20 protein-coding genes and 1 tRNA gene are annotated in these 21,789 nt (G+C 32.5%); 10 read left to right on the top strand and 11 right to left on the bottom strand.

All coding sequences use genetic code 11. The features are described 5' to 3' along the window. Positions 1-18: 18 nt before the first annotated feature. Both T1L09_RS10345 and T1L09_RS10340 read right to left on the bottom strand, forming a co-directional pair. Positions 19-597, bottom strand: a complete 579-nt coding sequence (locus T1L09_RS10345) for a MarC family protein (RefSeq protein WP_322550888.1) — start codon at positions 595-597, stop codon at positions 19-21. A 55-nt stretch (positions 598-652) separates the two neighbouring features. Next, entirely contained in the window at positions 653-832 is a 180-nt protein-coding gene (locus T1L09_RS10340) for a hypothetical protein (RefSeq protein WP_322550887.1), read from the bottom strand. Positions 833-938: 106 nt separating this feature from the next. Between T1L09_RS10340 and T1L09_RS10335 the strand changes: the two genes are divergently transcribed. The 6 genes from T1L09_RS10335 (at position 939) to dgt (ending at position 7,622) form a co-directional block, all read left to right on the top strand. Continuing rightward, positions 939-1,505, top strand: coding sequence for a DUF3109 family protein (locus T1L09_RS10335; RefSeq protein ID WP_322550886.1), 567 nt, complete (start codon positions 939-941; stop codon positions 1,503-1,505). A gap of 266 nt (positions 1,506-1,771) precedes the next feature. Beyond that, the gene (locus tag T1L09_RS10330) at positions 1,772-2,749 is read left to right on the top strand and encodes a ribonucleotide-diphosphate reductase subunit beta (protein WP_322550885.1); all 978 of its coding nucleotides are present in this window, start codon (positions 1,772-1,774) and stop codon (positions 2,747-2,749) included. A 135-nt stretch (positions 2,750-2,884) separates the two neighbouring features. Next, a complete protein-coding gene (locus tag T1L09_RS10325; RefSeq protein ID WP_322550884.1) occupies positions 2,885-5,323 on the top strand; it encodes a ribonucleoside-diphosphate reductase subunit alpha in 2,439 nt (812 codons plus the stop codon). A 101-nt stretch (positions 5,324-5,424) separates the two neighbouring features. Further along, positions 5,425-5,628, top strand: a complete 204-nt coding sequence (locus T1L09_RS10320) for a hypothetical protein (RefSeq protein ID WP_322550883.1) — start codon at positions 5,425-5,427, stop codon at positions 5,626-5,628. A 367-nt stretch (positions 5,629-5,995) separates the two neighbouring features. Continuing rightward, entirely contained in the window at positions 5,996-6,220 is a 225-nt protein-coding gene (locus T1L09_RS10315) for a hypothetical protein (protein WP_322550882.1), read from the top strand. A gap of 58 nt (positions 6,221-6,278) precedes the next feature. After that, positions 6,279-7,622 (top strand): dGTP triphosphohydrolase, encoded by a 1,344-nt coding sequence (dgt, locus tag T1L09_RS10310; RefSeq protein ID WP_322551556.1) that lies wholly within the window; start codon positions 6,279-6,281, stop codon positions 7,620-7,622. An 89-nt stretch (positions 7,623-7,711) separates the two neighbouring features. On the opposite strand, the gene T1L09_RS10305 is transcribed toward dgt, so the two are convergent. Continuing rightward, the gene (locus tag T1L09_RS10305; RefSeq protein WP_322550881.1) at positions 7,712-8,068 is read right to left on the bottom strand and encodes a heavy-metal-associated domain-containing protein; all 357 of its coding nucleotides are present in this window, start codon (positions 8,066-8,068) and stop codon (positions 7,712-7,714) included. Positions 8,069-8,178: 110 nt separating this feature from the next. On the opposite strand from T1L09_RS10305, the gene T1L09_RS10300 reads away from it, so the two are divergent. After that, positions 8,179-9,048: a DMT family transporter gene (locus T1L09_RS10300; RefSeq protein ID WP_322550880.1), complete on the top strand. Its 870-nt coding sequence runs from the start codon at positions 8,179-8,181 to the stop codon at positions 9,046-9,048. Between the two features lie 47 nt (positions 9,049-9,095). On the opposite strand, the gene T1L09_RS10295 is transcribed toward T1L09_RS10300, so the two are convergent. Both T1L09_RS10295 and T1L09_RS10290 read right to left on the bottom strand, forming a co-directional pair. Next, complete coding sequence (locus tag T1L09_RS10295) at positions 9,096-11,147, bottom strand: M16 family metallopeptidase (RefSeq protein WP_322550879.1); 2,052 nt, start codon at positions 11,145-11,147, stop codon at positions 9,096-9,098. 12 nt (positions 11,148-11,159) lie between these two features. Further along, positions 11,160-12,485: a M16 family metallopeptidase gene (locus T1L09_RS10290; RefSeq protein WP_322550878.1), complete on the bottom strand. Its 1,326-nt coding sequence runs from the start codon at positions 12,483-12,485 to the stop codon at positions 11,160-11,162. Between the two features lie 176 nt (positions 12,486-12,661). Between T1L09_RS10290 and rplU the strand changes: the two genes are divergently transcribed. Beyond that, a complete protein-coding gene (rplU, locus tag T1L09_RS10285; protein WP_322550877.1) occupies positions 12,662-13,294 on the top strand; it encodes a 50S ribosomal protein L21 in 633 nt (210 codons plus the stop codon). Positions 13,295-13,325: 31 nt separating this feature from the next. Next, positions 13,326-13,586: a 50S ribosomal protein L27 gene (rpmA, locus tag T1L09_RS10280; RefSeq protein WP_322550876.1), complete on the top strand. Its 261-nt coding sequence runs from the start codon at positions 13,326-13,328 to the stop codon at positions 13,584-13,586. A gap of 414 nt (positions 13,587-14,000) precedes the next feature. On the opposite strand, the gene T1L09_RS10275 is transcribed toward rpmA, so the two are convergent. The 6 genes from T1L09_RS10275 to T1L09_RS10250 all read right to left on the bottom strand — a co-directional run bounded on the left by T1L09_RS10275 (position 14,001) and on the right by T1L09_RS10250 (position 21,595). Then, a complete protein-coding gene (locus T1L09_RS10275; protein WP_322550875.1) occupies positions 14,001-16,064 on the bottom strand; it encodes a peptidylprolyl isomerase in 2,064 nt (687 codons plus the stop codon). A 101-nt stretch (positions 16,065-16,165) separates the two neighbouring features. Continuing rightward, a complete protein-coding gene (locus tag T1L09_RS10270) occupies positions 16,166-17,431 on the bottom strand; it encodes a hemolysin family protein (protein ID WP_322550874.1) in 1,266 nt (421 codons plus the stop codon). Between the two features lie 239 nt (positions 17,432-17,670). Further along, a complete protein-coding gene (gene lptC / locus T1L09_RS10265; RefSeq protein ID WP_322550873.1) occupies positions 17,671-18,228 on the bottom strand; it encodes an LPS export ABC transporter periplasmic protein LptC in 558 nt (185 codons plus the stop codon). Next, positions 18,228-19,595, bottom strand: a complete 1,368-nt coding sequence (locus tag T1L09_RS10260; protein ID WP_322550872.1) for a tetratricopeptide repeat protein — start codon at positions 19,593-19,595, stop codon at positions 18,228-18,230. The genes lptC and T1L09_RS10260 overlap by 1 nt, the downstream gene beginning before the upstream one ends. Positions 19,596-19,614: 19 nt before the next feature. After that, the gene (gene bamG / locus T1L09_RS10255) at positions 19,615-20,874 is read right to left on the bottom strand and encodes a BamG family beta-barrel-assembly machinery protein (RefSeq protein ID WP_322550871.1); all 1,260 of its coding nucleotides are present in this window, start codon (positions 20,872-20,874) and stop codon (positions 19,615-19,617) included. Further along, positions 20,861-21,595 carry a type III pantothenate kinase gene (locus T1L09_RS10250; protein WP_322550870.1) on the bottom strand — a complete coding sequence of 245 codons (735 nt, stop codon included), beginning with the start codon at positions 21,593-21,595 and terminating at the stop codon, positions 20,861-20,863. Before T1L09_RS10250 ends, bamG begins: the two co-directional genes overlap by 14 nt. 120 nt (positions 21,596-21,715) lie before the next feature. On the opposite strand from T1L09_RS10250, the gene T1L09_RS10245 reads away from it, so the two are divergent. Beyond that, positions 21,716-21,788, top strand: a tRNA-Phe gene (locus tag T1L09_RS10245). The last annotated feature ends 1 nt before the right edge of the window (position 21,789 follow it).

Genomic DNA, 21,789 nt, shown 5'->3' with positions numbered 1-21,789 from the left:
ACTTATTGATAGAAACTATTAAAACAACCCCTTAACATTCGCAGCAAATAATTTTACTGCGATCGCTAATAAAATCACACCAAATATTTTACGAATTACACCTAATCCGTTATTCCCTAATAAACGTTCAATTTTACCTGACGATTTTAATACGCCATAAACAACAATAACATTAATTATGATGGCAATAATAATATCAATTTTATTATACGCGGCTCGCAAAGATAAAATCGTAGTCATTGTTCCTGCTCCAGCAATTAGGGGGAACGCAATAGGAACAATTGAAGCCGTGCTTGGATTGTCTTCTTTGTATAATCGAATGCCTAAAATCATTTCTAAAGCTAAAAAGAATAATACAAAAGCTCCAGCGACAGCAAATGAATTGGCGTCAATTCCAATCAGTTTTAGGATTTCTTCACCTACAAACAGAAACGCAACCATAATAATAGCAGCAACTATTGTAGCTTTTTCTGACTGAATATGGCCAATTTTACTGCGTAAATCGACAATAATTGGAATGCTTCCAACAATATCGATTACGGCAAAAAGTATCATTCCTATTGTAAAAACGTCTTTCCAGTTGACTACAAAATCCATAGTTATTTTAAATATGCTGCAAATATAATCATATTGTTTTATTTGCGCTTGTAATTTAACGATACCTTATCAAATCAATTACAATATCAATTACAATATCAATTACAATATCAATTACAATATCAATTACAATATCAATTACAATATCAATTACAATATCAATTACAATATCAATTACAATATCAATTTTAAAACTTAGATGACTTACTTTTTCAATTGCGACTTCAAATAGCATTCTTTCTTCTGAAAAGCATTTTTAGGTTGAAATCAAAATTTAACAATTGCTAAAGTATTACTTCTAATATCTAAAGCCTATCTTTGCATTTTAAAATAAATACGCCATGTTTCAGTTAAATAAAACCATAGTTTCGGAAGAAATTTTAGAAAAGGAATTTGTTTGCAATCTTTCGGCTTGCCTTGGTGCTTGTTGCGTAGATGGCGATGCAGGTGCGCCTTTAGATGAAGAAGAAACTAAGATTTTAGCTGAAATTTATCCGAAAATCAAGTCTTATCTTCGTCCTGAAGGTATTAAAGCGATTGAGGAACAAGGAACTCATATAGTTTCTGAGTTTGGTGAATTAGAAACGCCACTTATCGAAGGCAAAGACTGTGCTTATGTGATTTTCGATGGAAAAACTGCACTTTGCGGAATTGAACAAGCTTACAACGAAGGAATTGTAACTTGGAAAAAACCAGTCTCTTGTCATTTATACCCTATTCGCGTTAAAGAATACTCAGATTTCTCGGCCGTTAATTATCATAAATGGCATATTTGTTCTGATGCTTGTGCTTTAGGTGCAGAATTAGGAGTTCCTGTTTATCAATTCGTAAAAGAAGCACTAGTTAGAAAATTCGGACAACAATGGTTTGATGAGTTGGATAAAGTGGCTCAAGAAATGAAAAAATAATCCTTTTTTCAGTATTCAAAAATACTTTGTGAGCAGTTGACTTTTCGCTTGTTCGCGACAAATTTTACAAGGTTGTTGGTTTTTCAACAACTTAATAATCAGTGCGTTAAAAACCTATATTAATTTACGCACAAAATCATCATTGTTAAAAACTTGCATCAATTGTGAATAAGTTTGGCTTTCATTTGTCGTTTCAAATGACAAACTTTGTAAACCTCAAATCAGCAAGATTAACCAATCAATAACACAATTAAAATCAGATAACTATGTCATTAGTGGAACCAATTTTACAGCCTAATAAAGATCGATTCGTAATTTTCCCTATCAAACACCAAGATATTTGGGAATGGTATAAAAAGCAGGAAGCTTGTATTTGGACAGCTGAAGAAATAGATTTACATACCGATTTAAATGATTGGAACAATAAATTAAGCGAAGATGAAAAATATTTCATTAAGCATATTTTAGCATTTTTTGCAGCATCAGATGGTATTGTAAATGAGAATTTAGCAGAGAATTTTGTAAACGAAGTGCAATATCCTGAAGCTAAGTTTTTCTACGGATTCCAAATTATGATGGAAAACATTCACAGCGAAACGTATTCGTTGTTAATTGATACGTATGTGAAAGATGAAACTGAAAAAGATCAATTATTTCATGCGATTGAAGTTTTTCCTGCTATCAAAGAAAAAGCTGATTGGGCATTAAAATGGATTGAATCAGATTCTTTTGCAGAACGTTTAATTGCTTTTGCAGCTGTGGAAGGAATATTCTTCTCAGGTTCATTTTGTTCGATTTTCTGGTTAAAAAAACGTGGATTAATGCCTGGATTAACGTTTTCAAACGAATTAATTTCTCGTGATGAAGGAATGCATTGTGATTTCGCAGTTCATTTACATGAACATCACATCATTAATAAAGTGCCAAAAGAAAGAATAAAAGAAATTCTTGTGGATGCATTAGATATTGAAAGAAGATTTATTACGGAATCACTTCCAGTAAGTTTAATTGGAATGAATTCGAAATTAATGACGGAATATTTAGAATTTGTTACGGATAGATTGTTAGTAGAATTAGGATGCGAAAGAGTTTATAATTCTTCAAATCCATTTGATTTTATGGACATGATTTCGTTGCAAGGAAAAACGAACTTCTTCGAAAAACGTGTGGCAGAATACCAAAAAGCAGGAGTTTTGAATTCTGAGGGCGATGCTGGTAAAATTACTTTCGACGCTGATTTCTAGAATATAAAATTATTAAGTAAGAACTAGTCCTTCTTTAAGCCGACTAAATTCGTGTTTTATCACTTCCGATGGAACATATTACAAATAACCTGAAATTAGAAAAGGGATTTTCTATTTCAAAAAACCAAAAAACCTATGTACGTAGTAAAAAGAGATGGCCATAAGGAGCCAGTAATGTTCGACAAAATCACAGATAGAATTAAAAAACTATGTTATGGATTAAATGACATGGTCGATGCTGTAAAAGTGGCAATGCGTGTAATTGAAGGATTATACGACGGAGTAACCACTTCTGAATTAGATAATTTAGCAGCTGAAACCGCAGCGTCTATGACAATTTCTCATCCTGATTATGCTCAGCTTGCCGCTCGTATTGCAATTTCTAACTTGCATAAAAACACCAACAAATCATTCTCGGAAACGATGAATGAAATGTATCACTATGTAAACCCAAGAACCAATCAAGAAGCTCCGTTGTTGTCTGAAGAAGTACATCAGGTAATTCAACAAAATGCTGAATTTTTAGATTCTCACATTATATATACACGCGATTTTAACTACGATTATTTCGGATTTAAAACATTAGAACGTTCTTATTTATTAAAAATCAATGGTAAAATCGTAGAGCGTCCACAACACATGTTAATGCGTGTTTCTGTCGGAATTCACTTAAATGATTTAGATTCTGTAATTGAAACGTATGACTTAATGTCTAAAAAGTTTTTTACACACGCTACACCAACTTTGTTTAATGCTGGAACACCAAAACCACAAATGTCTTCTTGTTTCTTGTTAACAATGAAAGATGATAGTATTGACGGAATTTATGATACGTTAAAACAAACAGCAAAAATTTCCCAATCGGCTGGTGGAGTAGGTTTAGCTATTCACAATGTGCGTGCCACGGGTTCTTATATTCGTGGAACCAACGGAACTTCAAACGGAATTGTACCAATGTTACGTGTTTTTAACGATACAGCTCGTTATGTAGATCAAGGTGGAGGAAAACGCAAAGGAAGTTTTGCTATTTACCTAGAAACTTGGCATGCTGATATTTTTGAATTTTTAGATTTGAAAAAGAATACGGGAAAAGAAGAAATGCGTGCGAGAGATTTATTCTTCGCTATGTGGACTTCTGATTTATTTATGAAACGTGTGGAAGCAGATACGACTTGGACTTTAATGTGTCCAAACGAGTGTCCTGGTTTAGATGAAATTTATGGAGACGAATTCGAAGCACTTTATACCTCCTACGAAGCACAAGGAAAAGGAAGAAAAACCATCCGTGCAAGAGAGCTTTGGGAAAAAATATTAGAATCTCAAATTGAAACGGGAACTCCTTATATGTTGTATAAAGATGCAGCAAATCGTAAATCAAATCAAAAGAATTTAGGAACAATTCGTTCGTCTAACTTGTGTACGGAAATTATGGAGTATACTTCTCCAGATGAAGTGGCGGTATGTAACTTAGCGTCTATTTCTTTACCAATGTTTATTGAAAACGGAACATTCAACCACCAATTGTTATATGACGTAACGAAACGTGTAACGCGTAACTTAAACAAAGTTATCGATAGAAATTACTATCCAGTAATTGAAGCAGAAAATTCAAATATGCGTCATCGTCCGGTAGGATTAGGTGTGCAAGGTTTAGCCGATGCCTTTATTATGATGCGTTTGCCTTTTACAAGTGACGAAGCGAAGAAAGCGAATCAAGAAATTTTTGAAACCCTTTATTTTGCAGCCGTTACTGCTTCAATGGAATTAGCTAAAGAAGAAGGACCTTATTCAACATTTGAAGGTTCGCCAATTTCTAAAGGAGAATTTCAACACAATCTTTGGAATATAAAAGATGAAGAACTTTCGGGTCGTTGGGATTGGGCAAGTTTAAGAAAAGAAGTAATGGCAAATGGAGTGAGAAACTCGTTGTTAGTTGCACCAATGCCAACCGCTTCAACCTCTCAAATTTTAGGAAATAACGAAGCTTTCGAACCTTATACTTCTAATATTTATACCAGAAGAGTATTATCAGGTGAATTCATTGTAGTAAACAAACATTTATTACACGATTTAGTAGACAGAGGCTTGTGGAATGAAACGTTGAAGCAAGAAATTATGCGTCATAACGGTTCGGTGCAAAATATCGAAAGAATTCCGCAAGATTTAAAAGAATTATACAAAACAGTTTGGGAAATGTCGATGAAAGATATTATCGATATGTCACGTCAAAGAGGTTATTTTATTGACCAATCGCAATCGTTGAATTTGTTTATGCAAGATGCTAACTTTGCAAAATTAACGTCGATGCATTTCTATGCTTGGAAATCAGGTTTGAAAACGGGAATGTATTATTTAAGAACGAAGTCTGCCGTTGATGCTATTAAGTTCACGCTAAACAATGATAAAATAGCGGAACCAATTACCGAAATTAAACAACAGGTAGAAGCGAAACAACCCGAAGCTATTGCAGTTTTAGAAGAAGTAGCTGAAATGTCATCAGAAGAATATAGATTAATGATCGAAACAGCACGAAATGCATCTCCGGATGATGATTGTGATATGTGTGGGTCATAATTTTAAAATAGATTAAATTATTAAAACAGTCATCATCACGGTGGCTGTTTTTGTTTTAAATATTTTTCGTAAATTTATTATTCACTTAAAAGATTGTCCTTATGGCTATTGCATTAGAAAAACAAAATATTCTTCAATGGATTAAAAGCTTGAATGACGAAAAAATTCTTGATTTAAAAGCAAAAAGCGAAATTTTGGATTTTGAAAATCAATTAATTAAAAAAGGATTAGATGATGCTTTGAAAGGGAATGTTAATTCGCACGAACAAGTAAAAAAACGATTTACAGAAAAGTTTGCTAAATAATGAAGGTTGTTTGGACAGGATTTTCTGAAATTTCATTACTCGATATTGTCAATTATATTGAGAATGATTTCGGTAGATTAGTCGCTGAAAAATAGTACTTTAAAGTTCTGGAGACAGTTCATAACATAGAAATAAATCCAGAATTGTTTCCTGTTTTTCAAAAAAGTAATGAAACCAGAAAAGCTGTAATAAATAAAAAAAACAATTTTATACTATAAATTTATAGACGAAGATATTACACTACTTGCATTTTATGATGTAAGAATGGGAAATCATAATTTTTTAAAACAGCCATCACCAGATGGCTGTTTTCTTTTATTTAAAAATTGCGTTCCATTTCGTACATTTGAAGAAAATTACAAAGATTATGTCAAAAGAACAAAAAGGAGTCTATACAGGACTTATTGAAAAAGATGCCGATGGAAATTATTTCTGTGGCCAATACTTGTTAGATTTCCAATATACAGAAAGAAGTTTCAAAATTGGTGATGAAATTAATATCAAAACAGTTATCGCTAATCCAAGCGATAGAAGTTATAATAAATACCCACAAAAATCGCGAAATTTCTTCTTGGCGAACGAAAAAGAATAAATTGAGAAATTATTTTTCTAAAATCTAATATCCGCAATCTTCAATCTGAAATCTAATGATGCAATGGGAACAACTTTTGTCGTTAAAAAGACAAGGTGATACAAGTAAACGTTTACGAAAAGAACAAGACGACACCCGACTGGGTTTTGAAGTCGATTATGACCGCATTATATTTTCTTCGGCTTTTAGAAGTTTGCAAGATAAAACGCAGGTAATTCCACTTTCAAAAACTGATTTTGTACACAATCGTTTAACGCATAGTTTGGAAGTTTCTGTTGTTGGTCGTTCTCTCGGTCGTTTGGTAGGAAAACAAATTATTGAGAAATATCCGCATTTAAAAGAGGTTCACGGTTATCAAGCGAATGATTTTGGTGCTATTGTGGCTGCGGCTGCTTTATCACACGACATCGGAAATCCGCCCTTCGGACATTCGGGTGAGAAAGCGATCGGTGAATATTTTAAAACCGGAAACGGTCTCCAATACAAAGACCAGTTAACCGATAAAGAATGGCAAGATTTAATCGATTTTGAAGGAAATGCCAATGGTTTTTCAGTTTTATCAACTTCACGAACTGGAATTGAAGGCGGCTTGAGAATTTCATACGCTACTTTAGGTGCTTTTATGAAATATCCAAAAGAGAGTTTGCCTAAAAAACCGACGTCTAAAATTTGCGATAAAAAATACGGCTTCTTTCAACAAGATAAAGCTGCTTTTGTTGAAGTTGCCAATGAATTGGGTTTAATTCCAAATAAATCGGGTAACGATATTGGTTTTGAGCGTCATCCCCTAACTTTTTTAGTAGAAGCTGCAGATGATATTTGCTACACCATAATTGATTTCGAAGACGGAATTAATTTAGGTTGGATCGCAGAAGAGCACGCTTTAGAATATCTAATTAAATTAGTGAAAAATGGTATTGATGTTAAAAAATATAATGAATTAACTACAAAAGAAGATCGGATCAGTTATTTACGAGCTTTAGCGATTGGAAGTTTAATCAATGATGCCGTTACTGTTTTTATGGAAAATGAAAAAGCTATTTTAGCTGGAGAATTTCCATTTTCATTGATGGATAAAAGCCAATTTAATGCTCAAATGAATGATATCATCCAAATCAGCATTAAAAACGTATATCAAAGTAAGGAAGTGCTTCACAAAGAAGTAATGGGTTACAAAGTGCTAAATAGTTTGTTAGATAATTTTTGTTCGGCAACAAATCGAAAAGAAAATGGAATTGCAACGAATTACGATGAGCTTTTGTTAAAACTTTTACCAGAACGTTTTCAAGTTCAGAAAAAGAATTTGTATGAAAGGCTATTGCATATTTGTCATTTCATTTCTTTGTTAACTGACGGTAAGGCAGTTGAGTTGTTTAACACAATTCAAGTGAATAAAAACTAACTGTTATTTTATAAAATATAGGAAGAAGGTGACTTTTTCTAACGAAAAAAGCTCTGAGTTATCAGAGCTTTTTGTTTGTTGTTACTTTATTAGTTTGGATCAACTACTTTATACAATTCACCACCACCTGTTTTTTCAACTACTTTAGTTAATGATGCTATGTTTTGTTGGGTTTTGTCAAAGGTTACGGTTGCAACTTTAGTTTCAAAATCTACTTTTGCCTCAGTCACGCCGGTTGCTCCAATTAATTTACCTTCAATTAATTTTGCACAGCCCACTTCGCAGGTCATTCCCTCGATTGACATATTTACTGTTTCTAGATTTTCAGCTAAAATTTCTGTTTTCACTGTTGGAACGTCTTTAACTTCTGTATTTGCTTCCTCTTTGCAGCTTACTGCTAAAATTGTAATTAGAGCAACAAAAGCTAAGTTTTTGATGTTTTTCATACTATTAATAAATTTTAAATTATCTCGTTTTTAAAGACTTACAAAATTACGAATAATCTTAGTGCTTTTATGAAAATAAAGCTTGAATTTTGTAGCTGAAAATTATTGCTATGGAAAACAATGCTACAAAATGGTATTTATTAGGCTTTTTAGGTTGTGTTTGGGGGAGTTCTTTCATTCTAATGCAATTTGGTTTGCAAGGAGTGAGTTCAATTCAACTGGGAAGTTTACGCATCTTATTTGCTGGTCTATTTTTGATTGTTGTAGGGTTTAAGCAAATTCCTAAAATTCCAATGCATAAATGGAAATATATTGCATTGACTTCTGTTTGTGGTACATTTATTCCTGTTTATTTATTTGCAACCGCTTTGTCAAAAATTGATGGATCTGTTAGTGCGATTTTAAATTCACTCACACCTTTAAATACCTTGTTAGCGGGATTGTTATTCTTTGGAATGGATGTTCAGCGAAGACAATTTTTTGGTGTTTTTATTGGTTTTATCGGTTGTGCGCTTTTAGTTTTGTTTGGTGGAGGAGAGAATACCACAGAAAATTATTACTACGCAATTCTAATCGTTATTGCTTCAATTTTTTATGGAGTCAACGTCAATCTTATCAAGAAGTATCTCTCTGATTTGAAACCTTTGACTATCAGTACTGGGAATTTCATAGTAATGTTTATTCCAGCTTTAGTGATCTTATATTTGACAGGTTTTTTTGACATTATTCACGAGCAAAAAGTGCAAACATCTTTAAGTTATATTGTTGTTCTTGGGATTGTGGGGACTGGATTTTCGAATATTTTGTTTTTTAAATTAATTCAAGTTTCTTCACCGGTTTTTGCCTCGTCAGTCACTTACATAATTCCTGTTGTTGCTATTATGTTGGGATATCTTTTTATGAATGAATCCTTATCAATTATACAAGGAGTTGGTGCTTTAATAGTTTTAGTCGGGGTTTATTTCTCCAGTAAGAAATAAAAAAAGCGCCCAATTTCTTGAGCGCTTATACTTATTGTTAGAATCGATTATTTAAAATCTGCATCGGTAACACCTTCGTTAATTTTAACTTCAGTAGTCGTTAATTCAATTTCAATACCAACATTCATAATGGTTTTGTATGGGAATTTCAATCCTTTTACATCTTTGTAATCTTGATAATAAGTAGTTTGTGTCATTTTTTGACCTCCTTGTTCTAATTCTTTTGCTTCAGCGACTTTAAAACCTGTTTTTACATCATAGTATAAAGTAGATTTACCGTTTTTAATAACATAAGCATCGGCACCATTAATGCTTTCAATACCTGTTAAAGTTAATCCTTTATTGTTTAACAAAGCAAGTTCTTTAAAAGTAGTAGCTTCTGCTTTCATATCTTCAAGTTCTTCACCAGTAAAGTCTTTTCTTTGACCTTGTTGCATAGCGTAAGCTTCTTTTTCATTAACTACTTGCTTAGACATTACCATTCCCATAGCTTTCATTTCAACACCTAATTTCTTAGGAGCAGATTTCATAACCAATTCTAATTGTGTTCCTTGAACTGTTCCTGTTGAATAAACTGCTAAAGTTTTTACATTTTTAACTGCTTTTTCGCCACCAATTGCTTGGATATAATTGTTTAAAACGGTTTGAGCTGTAACTCCTGCAGGAATTGGTTTCTTAACTTCTGGTTTCTCAGTAGGATTGCCATATTTATCAAAATAGAAAATAGGCATTTTTTCTTTTTTACTCATCGCCTCTAATCCAGGTAAAACATCAGCTGCTTTTCCTACAATTACTACTCTAGTTTTGTCTGCTAAGAAAAATTTATTAGCTGCATTTTTTATATCTTCAGCTGTTACTGCGTTGATGTTTTTAATGTAATTTTCATAAAAATCATCTGGTAATCCTTGTGTTTGTTTGCTTAATGCATAACCAGCAATTGTAGATGGTTTTTCAATTTGCATCACAAAGTTACCTACATATTTTGCTTTAGCATTTTTTAAGTCTTCAGGAGAAACTAATTCATTTCTCATTTTTTTCAACTCATTGAATACTTCAACAACAGCGCTATCAGTAACTGCATTTCTTACAGAAGCGCCTGAACGGAATTTGTTAATGTATTTTCCTGATCCAATTGATGAATAAGCACCATAAGTCCAAGCATTTTTTTCACGTAGGTTTAAAAATAATCGTCCTTCACCACCACCACCTAAAATTTGGTTTGCTAAAATTGCTGCAAAGTACTCTTTATCAGTCATTTTTAAGTTTGACAAGTTTACTAGAGCAATTTCAGATTGTACTGCGTTTGAAGCATCAATAAAGTTAATTTGGCTGTATTGAACGTCTTTCGGGTCAGAATACGTTAATTGTGGCGCAGTTGCTTTTCTCCAACCTCCAAAAAGTTTTTCAACTTCTTTTTTAATTTCTTTAAATTTAACGTCTCCAACAATTACCAAATAAGCGTTAGAAGGAGCGAAATAAGTGTTATAATTTACAATTACGTCATTTAAAGTTACGTTGTTTAAAGTTTCCTCCGTTGTGAATTCTCCTTTATAGTGTTCTTTTCCGTAAGTTAATGCGTTCTCAACTCTTCGTGCGATAGCTGAAACGCTTTTTTCTTCCGACTTTAAGCCTTCAATTAATTTTGCTTTTTCTTTTTCAAATTCTTCTTGAACGAATATTGGGTCTAAACTTCCTTCGGCCATTAATTCTAATAATCGTTTAGAATATCTAGATAATCCATTTGCTGAAGCTCCTGAATCCCAAAAATTAATGTTAGCTCCTAAGAAATCAATTTCTTCGTTGAAAGCATCTTTTGTGGTTTTTTTTGTTCCATTCCCAATCATAGAACTTAAAATGTTAGCCACTCCTTTTTTTGCACCTTCAGCATAGGGCGGATTGTCTAATGTTAAAGTGAATGATACTCTAGGTAATTTGTGATTTTCTACCACTAAAACTTTCAAACCATTTTTAAGTGTAAAAGTTTGTGGTTTGTTAATGTTGATGGTAGGAGATGGGCCTGCTTTTGGCTGCGGTCTGTCTTGAGCTTGCATAGTTATTGTTAAAAATAAACTGGCTGCGATATATATAAATTTTTTCATATTCTTTCGATCTTAGTTTTGAACTTTGTCTTTAGCAGGAACATAATCTAAAATCATTCTTTGGTTAGAGTTTAGATATTTTTTTGCAACGTCTCTAATTTCTTCTCTGGTAATAGAGCGATAAATTTCGATTTCTGTGTTAATCAAATTGATGTCACCATACAACATATAATAAGAAGCTAAATTTTCAGCAATTCCTTCTACAGAAGCATTTCCGCTTACATAGTTGTTTTCAAATTTATTTTGTAATTTTTGATAATCATTTTCAGAAATTAATTCACTTTGCATTTTTACAATCTCTTCATCAATTTCTTTTGTTATAGATTCAGTAGAATTTTCTCCCATTGGTAAACCAAAAATTAAGTACATTCCGTAATCCTCTTGACTAAAGTTGAAAGCACCAATTTGCAATGCCATTTTTTTGTCGTCAACTAATTTTTTGTATAATTTTGAACTTTTCCCATCCGATAAGTAAGAAGAAATCATATCTAAAACTCTAGCGTCACGAGATTTCATTGAAGGTGTTCTATAAGCAGAAACAACCATTGGAATTTGGATATTCGGGTCTTGATAAGAAGCTCTGAATTCTTTTGTGATAGGAGCTTCTTCAAATTTTTGACGATTTATCGGGGCTCCTTTTGGAATTGCGCTAAAATATTTTTTAACCCATTCTTTTGCTTGCGCGTTATCAAATTGTCCAGCAATTACTAAAACTGCGTTGTTAGGCACATAGAATTTTTTGTTGAAAGCTTGAAATTCCTCTAAAGTTGCAGCGTCTAAGTGGTCCATCGATCCAATTGGAGACCAACGATAAGGATGCACCTTAAACATGTTTTCTTTAACTGCTTGAATTAAGTTGCCATAAGGTTGATTATCTACACGAAGTCTTTTTTCTTCTTTAACAACTTCATTCTGTGTGTCCACACCAATTTGGTTAATTACCGGGTGCATTAAACGCTCCGATTCCATCCAAATTGCCAATTCTAAATTATTTGAAGGGAAAACTTCGTAATAATAGGTTCTATCGTCACTAGTATTTGCATTGTTGTTTCCGCCATTTGCAGTTACCAATTTAAACCATTCACCACGCTCAATATTTTTTGTTCCCTCAAATAAAAGGTGTTCGAAAAAGTGAGCAAAACCTGTTCTTTCCGGGTTTTCGTTTTTTGCTCCTACGTGATACATAACTGATGTAATTACAACTGGAGCTGAATTATCTTGATGAAGTACAACGTGAAGTCCGTTGTCTAAATCAAATTCTTCGAATGTTACTTTCTGAGCTGAAGCAGTTCCGCCTAGCATTAGTACTATTCCTAAAGCCATTAAAGATTTTTTCATACGTTATTAATTTGTTGATATTTATAGTGTTTGACGCAATTTCGGAAAAATGTTACATATAGTAGAGGTTTTATGTTCTTTTTTCTTTTTAGTAGATATTTATTTGAGCTATAGTTGTTTGATTAATAAATTATTGTATATTTGCAACCTTAAAAATTTTAACTAAATTCATTGTTATGTACGCAATCGTAGTGATAGCAGGGCAACAATTCAAAGTAAGCAAAGACCAAAAGGTTTATGTTCACCGTTTAGATTCTGAAGAAGGATCGAATGTTTCATTCGACAAAGTTCTTTTATTAGATGATAACGGAAGCATAACTTTAGGCGCCCCAGCTGTAGAAGGAGCTTCTGTAGAAGCCAAAGTGTTAAAGCACTTAAAAGGTGATAAAGTAATTGTCTTCAAAAAGAAAAGAAGAAAAGGTTACAAAAAGAAAAATGGTCACAGACAATCATTTACTCAAATTTTAATTGAGGGAATTTTGGCTAGTGGAACAACTAAAAAAGAAGCAGCTCCTAAAAAGGAAGCAGCTCCTAAAGTAAAAGCTTCAAAAAAAGCTGATGATTTGACAATTGTAGAAGGTATTGGACCAAAAGCTGCTGAAGCATTAGTAGCTGCAGGTATTGATACTTATGCAAAATTGGCTGCATCATCTGCGGACGAAGTAAAAGCTATTTTAGATGCATCTGCTTCAAAAGTACAACATTTAGATCCAGGTACTTGGGCACAACAAGCTCAATTAGCTGCTGATGGTAAAATGGATGAATTAAAAAAATTACAAGATGAATTAAACGGTGGAAAAGCTGTTTAATTAATTATTAACTTATAAAAACCAAAACATCATGGCTCACAAAAAAGGTGTCGGTAGTTCGAAGAATGGTAGAGAATCAGAATCGAAACGTTTAGGCGTTAAGATTTATGGTGGTCAAGCTGCTATTGCTGGAAACATCATTGTTAGACAAAGAGGTTCAAAGCACAACCCAGGTGAAAATGTTTACATGGGGAAAGATCATACTTTACATGCTAAAGTTGACGGAGTTGTAAAATTCCAGAAAAAATCTGAGAACAAATCGTATGTATCTATAGTTCCTTTCGAGGCTTAATACATCCGTTTATCTTTATACTAAAAGCCTTTCATGATTTGAGAGGCTTTTTTTATTGATCTAAAGCTGTGTTTTTGCACACACAGCGCTGATGTTAAATAATTTTTTTAATCGTTATTAAAAGCGCTGTGTTGCGCTAATAGCAATATTGTTTTGGATGCAAGGTTAATTTCGTAATGTTAAGTTTCTTACTTCGGTTAAGAGATTGGAATTTCATTGACGCTTTTAAACATCGAAAATTTATACTACTTTTCATTGATTACTTTAAAAATTCCCTTTAAGGTTTTTGATTTAAATAAAACCAACCAAAATTTGACTTAATTATATGATATATTAAATTATACATAATCTAAAGTTCACAAAAAAAAGGGATAGCGTTAGCTATCCCTTTTTTTGCGAATTATATAAATGATATTAGAAACTTCCTCTATTATCTTTAATTTCTGCTTTGTCTTTCAATGCGCTGTATGCTTTAGAAACTGAATATCCTTGATTTTGAGCGGTTTCTTGCCCAACGTAAGTTGCGTAACTCGGTAAGTCTATTGCTTTAGTTACTGATTTAGGTTTGATAACAAACATTCCAGAATTTCCTTCAATAATATCAGAAGATTTTCCAGCTGCTAAATTAAATGCTTTTCCTACTACTTTCGGTTCATTACCTACGTTTGCAATTAATGGAGCTTTTAAAGATATGCCTATTGCAGGAATCACCGAAGCACCTGAAGCTTTTGCAACTGCTTCTAAAGTAGTGCCACTCATTTTCTTCTTAATTAATTCAGCTTTCTTTTTGTTTTTTAAGATAGGTTCAACAGCTTGTTTTGCAGCTTCAATTGGCAACAAACCTGTTTCGTTTCTGCTTTTTAATTTAGCAATAATAAAGCCTTGAGAAGTTTCAAAACGTTTAATTGCATTTACATCTGTGCCTTTACTGAATGCCCATCTCACTATTTCTCGTTGAGCGCCAATACCAGGAACAAATTCATCAGTTGCTTTTAAACTTGGTGCATTAGCAACTTCTAAGCCTTCTTTTTTAGCCAAAGCATCAAAGTCTTTATTTTCTAAAGCATTTGATTCAAATTGACTTGCTTTGCTATAAGTAGCATCTACAGTTACGTCTGATGGTTGAATTTTTTGTACTACTGTACCTAAAAGCACTGCATCATATTTACCAGTCACTTTAATTACGTGGAAACCAAAATCTGTTTCAACTACGCCAATAGATCCAACTCCGTTGTTGAATACGAAGTCATTAAATGTTGGTACCATTTGACCTGGTGTAATGTTGTCATATTCGCCGCCATTACTTTTAGAACCTGGATCATCAGAATTGGCCATTGCTAACATTGGGAATCCTTCCGGATTAGCTTTTGCTTGTGCTAATAATGTATTTGCTAAAGCTTGCGCTTCTTCTTTAGTTCTTGTAGCAGCAGATTGAGGTGCGCCGGCATAGGCAATTAATATGTGACTTGCTTTTGCACTTGCATTTGCTTTTCTGCCCATCATTTTAGAAATATTTTGTGATCCATTAGAAACGTAAGGTCCAAAAACACCTCCTGTAGGAAGATTGAATAATTGTTCTTGGAATTCTAAAGGAAGATCTTTTTTAGCTAAATAAATTGAATCAAATTTGATGTCCGAATTATCGTTCACAAATTTTGCAATTGATGCATTAGAAACTGAATCAATTTTGGTTCTAAGTTCATTTATTTTTGAAGACATTGCTGCTTCATCCTCTTTTGAAGGCTTGTTTTCAAAAATTACAAAGTCCACAGATGTAGTGTTTTCTGATTTGTATTTTTTTGGACTTTTCTTCATGAAATCAATCATTTCAGCGTCTGTTACTTTAACTAAATCGTCGTTAATAGAAGAAAAAGGAACCATTACATAGTCAAAATCTACTTTATCATTTTCAAGTTTGTAAGCAGTTTTCCCTTCAGCTTTTGTTGTATAAACACCTGCTTTAATCATAGTGTTATACATTTGTTCTAAAGTATATGTTTCTAAACTCTTTTCAAAAGCTTTCCATTGCATCCACTGTTCTTGGTTTGGTGCATTTTTTATTGATTTCAAAGATTCTTTGAATTTGTTTTCGTCAAACTGACCCGCTGCATTTAAAAATTGTGGATTTTGAGCTAGGTTAGGGTTTTGTTTTACAATGTTAATGAATTGCTCATCGCCAATTTGTAAACCTAATTTTTTAAACTCTTCAGAAAGAATAATGCTTCTAACTTCTTGTTCCCAAGTGTTGTTAATTGCTTGTGTATTGCTAATTCCTTGTCCTTGTTTTTCAGACATTGAAACTTTTTGAAGAAATTCCTGCGTTTGAATATCAGTTCCATTTACAGATCCAATATCATTTGATCCAGAATCAAATGTCCCACTTTGAAAAGCGTCTCCAACTAGGAATGCTAATAAACAAAACCCGATAACAACTATAAGTAATCCAGTGCGTTGTCTAATTTTAGATAAAACTGCCATTTTATTTGTTTTTAATTTTTTTATTCAGAAGGCGAAAATACAATTATCTATTTAATAATAAAACAGTAAGGGTATTATTTTAGAGTAATTTTGAAAGAAATTTATCTTTTTTCTTCATTTATTGAGAAACGGACCAATTCTACCTTTTTATTACTAGCAGAATGCACCTTTATTTCGAAATTATCAATACTTATTTTCTCGTCATTATGCGGAATTTCTTTGGTGTGATTTACGATATAGCCACCCAATGTAGAATAAGAATCGGATTCGGGAATTTGGAAATTATACTTTTCATTTAAAAACTCCACATCTAATCTACCAGAAAATAAATAACTGTTTTCATCAATTTTTTCATCGATTAATTTTTCTCCTAAATCGTGTTCGTCTTCGATTTCGCCAAAAAGTTCCTCAATAATATCTTCAATTGTTATAATTCCTGAAGTTCCACCATATTCATCCAATACAACAGCAATGCTTTTTCTCTTTTTTGTTAATAAATCTAATGCATCTTTAATGTAAATGGTTTCAGGAATATATTCGACCTGAATCATTATGCTTTTAACGTCTTGTGGTTTTTTAAATAATTCGAAGGAATGAACATATCCTAAAACATCATCAATTGAATCTTGGTAAACCATTAACTTTGAATACCCGGTTTTAATAAAAAGCTCTTTTAATTCTGTTACGCTATCTGAAATTTCAACACCACTTAGTTCCGTTCGCGGGGTCATAATGTCTCTTGCTTTCAAGTCTGAAAATTCTAATGCGTTTTGAAAAAACTGAATTTCAGTGTCGATTTCATTATCATTAGAAACATTATTCATTTGTTCCGTAATATAGTTGCCAAGTTCAATTTTGCTGAAGTATTCTTGTACTTGATCGCCCTCTGTTTTAAAGAATTTTTTTAAGATGATATCCGAAATCCAAATGATGAATTTGGTTGGCCAAAATAGTAATTGTTGAAAAATGTAAGCAGGTAGTGCAAATAGTTTGATGGCTGAATTAGCGTAAATCTGAAAGAATACTTTCGGGAGAAATTCTGCTGTTAAAACGATTATTGCTGTTGACAATAAGGTTTGCAATAATAAATTTACAAATGCAGATAAAACAAAATAATTCTCTAGCCACTTCATTATCAAATCGCCAGAATAAATACCATAAATCACTAAGACAATGTTATTTCCCACCAACATCGCTGTGATGAATTGGGATGGTTTTTCAGTAAGTTTATTTAAAATTGAAGCGGAGAAAGTTTGTTGTCTTTTTTCAATAGAAAGAAACACTTTGTTTGAAGAAACATAGGCAATTTCCATTCCCGAAAAAAAAGCAGAGAGTAGTAAGCAAATTACAATTATGGCAATTTCCATTTAGAGCTAGTTCTTATTTTGGTATTTGTTATAGAAATGTCTTCTGAAAAAGAACATACCTATCGCAACTGCTCCAATTAGCAAGCTAAGCCAATAAGATTCATTATTTGTGTATTGCGTTGCAGCATTATAGAAAAAAAATGCAGCAAAAATTAAATACATATACTGAATTAACTTCAAATAGGTCATAATTATAATATTTTTATCAAAAGTAATACTATTTATTGAAATTTAGAAGACTAATTTTCAATAGAATTTACTAGACCACTACTTTTTTGCATATTAAAGATTTTGAAGTCTTTACTGAAATCTACACCAGGGCCTTCAAAAAAACCACCGTTTGTGTCGGTAAGTTTAAATTGATTCTCAGTAAAAAACCATTCGTTTTTTTGATCAAAATATAATTGAGATGTTTCTAATTTTTTACCATCTTGCGAAGTGATAGTTACATCACCTTGTAAATCAATTATATTCGTTTTTTTGTAAGAAATAGCGTAATTCGATTCAATTGTAGTTGTTTTGCCATTTGCATCATAGAGAGTGAGATGAATGCCTTTTGGAAATTCGGTAAACGGGCTTTTTATACTACTATAATCAAGCATTTTTGGACTAACTAAAATTGATTTAATCTTACCAGAGTCGGTATATTTCAAATTCAGCGAATCAGCTTCACCAGTTGGAACAAAAGAAGTTTTACTTAATTTGTTTACCTTTTGAATGTCGCTTTCACAAGAAAAAAGCATAGTCACGATAAATATCGTGACTATGCTTAAAATATTATTTTTTAATTTAATCATTATTTGCCAATGCTTGGTACAACTACACTTTCACCAATCCAACAGTTAAAGGCGATTCTTTGACCAGATTTACCTTCACTGAAAATTTCTGCGGTAGAAGGAGCTGATGCTCTGTACTGTGCGGCGGTTTTACTTGCTGAAGCTTTTATTGACGAATCTGCTGCTGCAGCTTTGTCACAATATTGAGCTGCTAACCAGTAAACCGATCTTTTTTCAAACTGTGTTGTTCCACATTCATTAATGCTGCTTCCATATAATTGCGCAATTAATAAATAAGCTTTTCCGTAAGAAGGCTTAGCTGCTAAAGTTTTTCTAGCATATGCACGCGCTTGTATCTTGTTAGATTTACTATAAATAACTGCCATTTTGAAGTAAACATTCGCTTTTTTGGTATTGTCTTTATACAAATCAGCCGCTTGGTTGAAATAATCCATTGCTTTGCTGATGTTTTTTCTTTGGTATTCTACAATTCCTAATTTTTCTGCTGCACTTGCACTTGGGTTTAATTTGTATAGTGCTTCAGACAACTTAGAGAATAAAGGATCTGTATCGCAACCTTTCGCTTCTAAACGATCTGCTGCTCTTTTTAACCATTCTTCATTTCCTTTGTTGGCTTCAAATGCATTTTTATAGAATGGAATTAATTTATCACAAGTTGAAAGTTCTAAGATGATGTTATCCATATCATTTTTTACACCAGCGAAAATCTCTAAATTGTTTTCAATTTTTTCTTTTCTCTTAATTTCTCTATCGCTTAAAGCTTCTCCTGCTTCTTCTTTGCTTAATAAGCCATCTTTTTCAGTAGTTAATTCGTCCTGTTCTTCATCTAATTTTTGAGACAGATCATCATACTTATCAAAAACTTGTTGCAATTCTATTCCTTTTTTAGCTTTGTAATCTTTTACTATAATTTCAAAATATACATACATTGCTTTTGCATATTTGAAATTAGCATAATCTGTTTTGAAAGCTACATCTAATAAGTCATATATTTCTTTATCAGTCCCAATTTTGTTATCAAAAAGAACTAAACCTTTTTTCATTTTATTTCCAGCGCCATTGTTAGGGAAATTTAAATTATGTTCGTCATAAAGTTTAATTAAATCACGGGCATATTTTTCTTTTTCTGCTGGAGTTGTTGCTTTGTCAATTTTTAGTTTTATAGCAAATTCGCCATAAGAATAAATTGCTTTATTATATGATGGACAATCTTTTCTTAATAAAGTTAAGTAGTCATAAGCTTCCGCGTTTTTCTCTTTTACTAATTGACCCATAAAACTTAGGTTTTCAGTACAAGCATCAGTGCTTTGCGCTTGAACAAATAGACTAGCTGTTGCAATAAGTAATAATGATAATTTCGTTTTCATTTTTCTTTTATTATAATTATTAATCAATTTTTCTCTTTTTAAACCAGATATCATTTAATGATAATCCTACGCTTAGGTTGAAATAATTCTCTTCTATTAATCCGCTATAAATGGTTCCTCTTTTACCAAATTCAAAGCCTAAATTAATTTGAGACACCCCAACTGGTAAACCTAATCCAAAATTCATGCCATAATCGTTTATGCTTTTATTTTTTAGTACTAAACCTGTGTTTTCATATCTAAAACCAGCTCTATAAACCACTCTGCTTAAGTAGCTTGAGAAAGAATCATACTTTGGAATAAAAAAACCTCCTACGGACAACTTTGTGGAATTTTCAAATGTTGATCCTACAATATCTGCAAATCTATTGGTAAGATTGCTGTTTTCTGTAAATGTTAATTCGGTTCCAATTAGCCATTTTTTATCTCTTCCAATTCCTGCTCCAAAGCTAAATTGAGATGGAATTACCATTTTAGTATCGGCTACTGCGATGTCTTCTTCGTCGCCAACTATTTCATTACCATTAATATTATATTGAATTGTTGCGATATTTCTATCATTTTCAGTATTTAATTTTGATTCAGGTCGGTAATTGAAACTAGTAAACAAATCTAATTTCGTATTTATTTTGGTGTTGTAAAGTAAACCTAAACTCGTAGAAATTCCTTTGATGTTTGAAGTGTTTCGCTCTCTTGATCCTAATTGAACTGCAGGATCTACAATGAATTCAACTGCTTCCGTCTCAATTTGACCAAAGTGATAGGAAAAATTTAATCCTGCACTTAATTTCTTAGTTAAGTTATAACCTGCGCCAAAAAACACTCTATTTACATTTCCTTCACCCGAATAAAAATTAGCTCTTGCAATGTTAGCAGTAGTTGAGTAGTTTTGGATTTTGTATCCAACCGCAGAATAGGGAGTAATTCCAAAAGAAACGCCAAATTTCCCTAGAGGGATTCCCATTGCTAAGTAATCTAAGGTGGTTCTTTGTGCTTTTTCAGTGCCTGTTTCAGTGTCTAATTGGTTGAAATTACCCGTTCCGCCAATTGCAAAAGTTGTGATTTTTAAGCGTGAATAGGAAGCTGGATTCATTAGGTTTAAGTGAATACTATCGCCTACAATATTTAAATCGCCCATCGATTTAGTGTCTTGCGTTCCTCTGAACTTAATTTCTCCAGATCCATAATAGGAGTAAGGAGATGAAGTATTGTCTTGAGCCCAAGAAAAAGCGGTAATCAACAAAGTAACTACAACTATAAATTTTTTAATCATTTTCATTTGAATATATTGATAAAAGGTTCAAACTTTCTAGTAGAAAATTTGAATTGGCAAATATGGTGTTTTTTAATCTTTTAGCCAAAAAATCTGTGTCTCCACCTGTTAAAATTATTGTTAAATCTTGAAATTCACCCAAATATTGAGAAATAAAGCCGTCAATTTCAAAGCAGATACCGTTTATAATTCCGCTATGTATTGAATTTTCGGTGGAATTGCCAATAAAGTTGCTGATCTCTTTTTTCTCTAATAACGGAAGTTTTTCTGTAAAATTGTTTAGGCTTTTATATCTAATTTGAAGTCCAGGAGATATGGCACCTCCTAAATAATTGTCATTTGCGTCTATAAAATCATATGTGATACACGTACCAGCGTCAATCACCAACCTATTTTGGTTTGGATAAGTTAAAACGGCCCCTGCTGCTAGAACCAATCGATCAATGCCTAAAGTTGCGGGTGTTGCATAACTATTAGTAAACGGGAAAGTGGTTTTGTGAGACAGTATTTCTGTTTTCAGATTTGTTTGAATCACTTTTTGGGTTGCATCGTCCAACTTGCCTACCGATGAAAGTATGGCTTTTTGTGCTTTTGGATATTTTTTAAAAATATTTTCAAATTTTTTTTTTGTATTTTCTGAATCAAACACAAAAAATTCAATTGGGTTATTGTGTTCAAAAACAGCTACTTTGACTCTCGAATTTCCAACATCTATTGTTAACAACATAATTTCATTTTAAAAAAGCAAATATACAAATTGATTTTTTTTAAAAAATGTTTTGGATAATATAAAAATGGTTCTATATTTGCACCCGCATTGAGCAAGTAATTATACTCTTAACGCAATGGTACCTTAGCTCAGATGGTAGAGCAATGGACTGAAAATCCATGTGTCCCTGGTTCGATCCCTGGAGGTACCAC

Source organism: Flavobacterium psychraquaticum (assembly GCF_034497725.1).
In the GTDB taxonomy this organism is placed as follows: Bacteria; Bacteroidota; Bacteroidia; order Flavobacteriales; family Flavobacteriaceae; genus Flavobacterium; species Flavobacterium psychraquaticum.
Note: the sequence above shows the minus strand (reverse complement) of the source record. Positions and strands in the feature narration are given on the sequence as shown.

What these genes read in the sequence shown, in the direction of transcription:
- T1L09_RS10260 (WP_322550872.1), bottom strand. Translation starts at nt 19,595, where the DNA reads ATGAAAACGAAATTATCATTATTACTTATTGCAACAGCTAGTCTATTT.
- T1L09_RS10290 (WP_322550878.1), bottom strand. Translation starts at nt 12,485, where the DNA reads ATGAAAAAATCTTTAATGGCTTTAGGAATAGTACTAATGCTAGGCGGA.
- T1L09_RS10345 (WP_322550888.1), bottom strand. Translation starts at nt 597, where the DNA reads ATGGATTTTGTAGTCAACTGGAAAGACGTTTTTACAATAGGAATGATA.
- T1L09_RS10315 (WP_322550882.1), top strand. Translation starts at nt 5,996, where the DNA reads ATGTCAAAAGAACAAAAAGGAGTCTATACAGGACTTATTGAAAAAGAT.
- T1L09_RS10270 (WP_322550874.1), bottom strand. Translation starts at nt 17,431, where the DNA reads ATGGAAATTGCCATAATTGTAATTTGCTTACTACTCTCTGCTTTTTTT.
- rpmA (WP_322550876.1), top strand. Translation starts at nt 13,326, where the DNA reads ATGGCTCACAAAAAAGGTGTCGGTAGTTCGAAGAATGGTAGAGAATCA.
- lptC (WP_322550873.1), bottom strand. Translation starts at nt 18,228, where the DNA reads ATGATTAAATTAAAAAATAATATTTTAAGCATAGTCACGATATTTATC.
- T1L09_RS10340 (WP_322550887.1), bottom strand. Translation starts at nt 832, where the DNA reads ATGCTATTTGAAGTCGCAATTGAAAAAGTAAGTCATCTAAGTTTTAAA.
- T1L09_RS10300 (WP_322550880.1), top strand. Translation starts at nt 8,179, where the DNA reads ATGGAAAACAATGCTACAAAATGGTATTTATTAGGCTTTTTAGGTTGT.
- T1L09_RS10305 (WP_322550881.1), bottom strand. Translation starts at nt 8,068, where the DNA reads ATGAAAAACATCAAAAACTTAGCTTTTGTTGCTCTAATTACAATTTTA.
- T1L09_RS10295 (WP_322550879.1), bottom strand. Translation starts at nt 11,147, where the DNA reads ATGAAAAAATTTATATATATCGCAGCCAGTTTATTTTTAACAATAACT.
- T1L09_RS10325 (WP_322550884.1), top strand. Translation starts at nt 2,885, where the DNA reads ATGTACGTAGTAAAAAGAGATGGCCATAAGGAGCCAGTAATGTTCGAC.
- T1L09_RS10275 (WP_322550875.1), bottom strand. Translation starts at nt 16,064, where the DNA reads ATGGCAGTTTTATCTAAAATTAGACAACGCACTGGATTACTTATAGTT.
- T1L09_RS10320 (WP_322550883.1), top strand. Translation starts at nt 5,425, where the DNA reads ATGGCTATTGCATTAGAAAAACAAAATATTCTTCAATGGATTAAAAGC.
- dgt (WP_322551556.1), top strand. Translation starts at nt 6,279, where the DNA reads ATGCAATGGGAACAACTTTTGTCGTTAAAAAGACAAGGTGATACAAGT.
- T1L09_RS10335 (WP_322550886.1), top strand. Translation starts at nt 939, where the DNA reads ATGTTTCAGTTAAATAAAACCATAGTTTCGGAAGAAATTTTAGAAAAG.
- T1L09_RS10250 (WP_322550870.1), bottom strand. Translation starts at nt 21,595, where the DNA reads ATGTTGTTAACAATAGATGTTGGAAATTCGAGAGTCAAAGTAGCTGTT.
- T1L09_RS10330 (WP_322550885.1), top strand. Translation starts at nt 1,772, where the DNA reads ATGTCATTAGTGGAACCAATTTTACAGCCTAATAAAGATCGATTCGTA.
- bamG (WP_322550871.1), bottom strand. Translation starts at nt 20,874, where the DNA reads ATGAAAATGATTAAAAAATTTATAGTTGTAGTTACTTTGTTGATTACC.
- rplU (WP_322550877.1), top strand. Translation starts at nt 12,662, where the DNA reads ATGTACGCAATCGTAGTGATAGCAGGGCAACAATTCAAAGTAAGCAAA.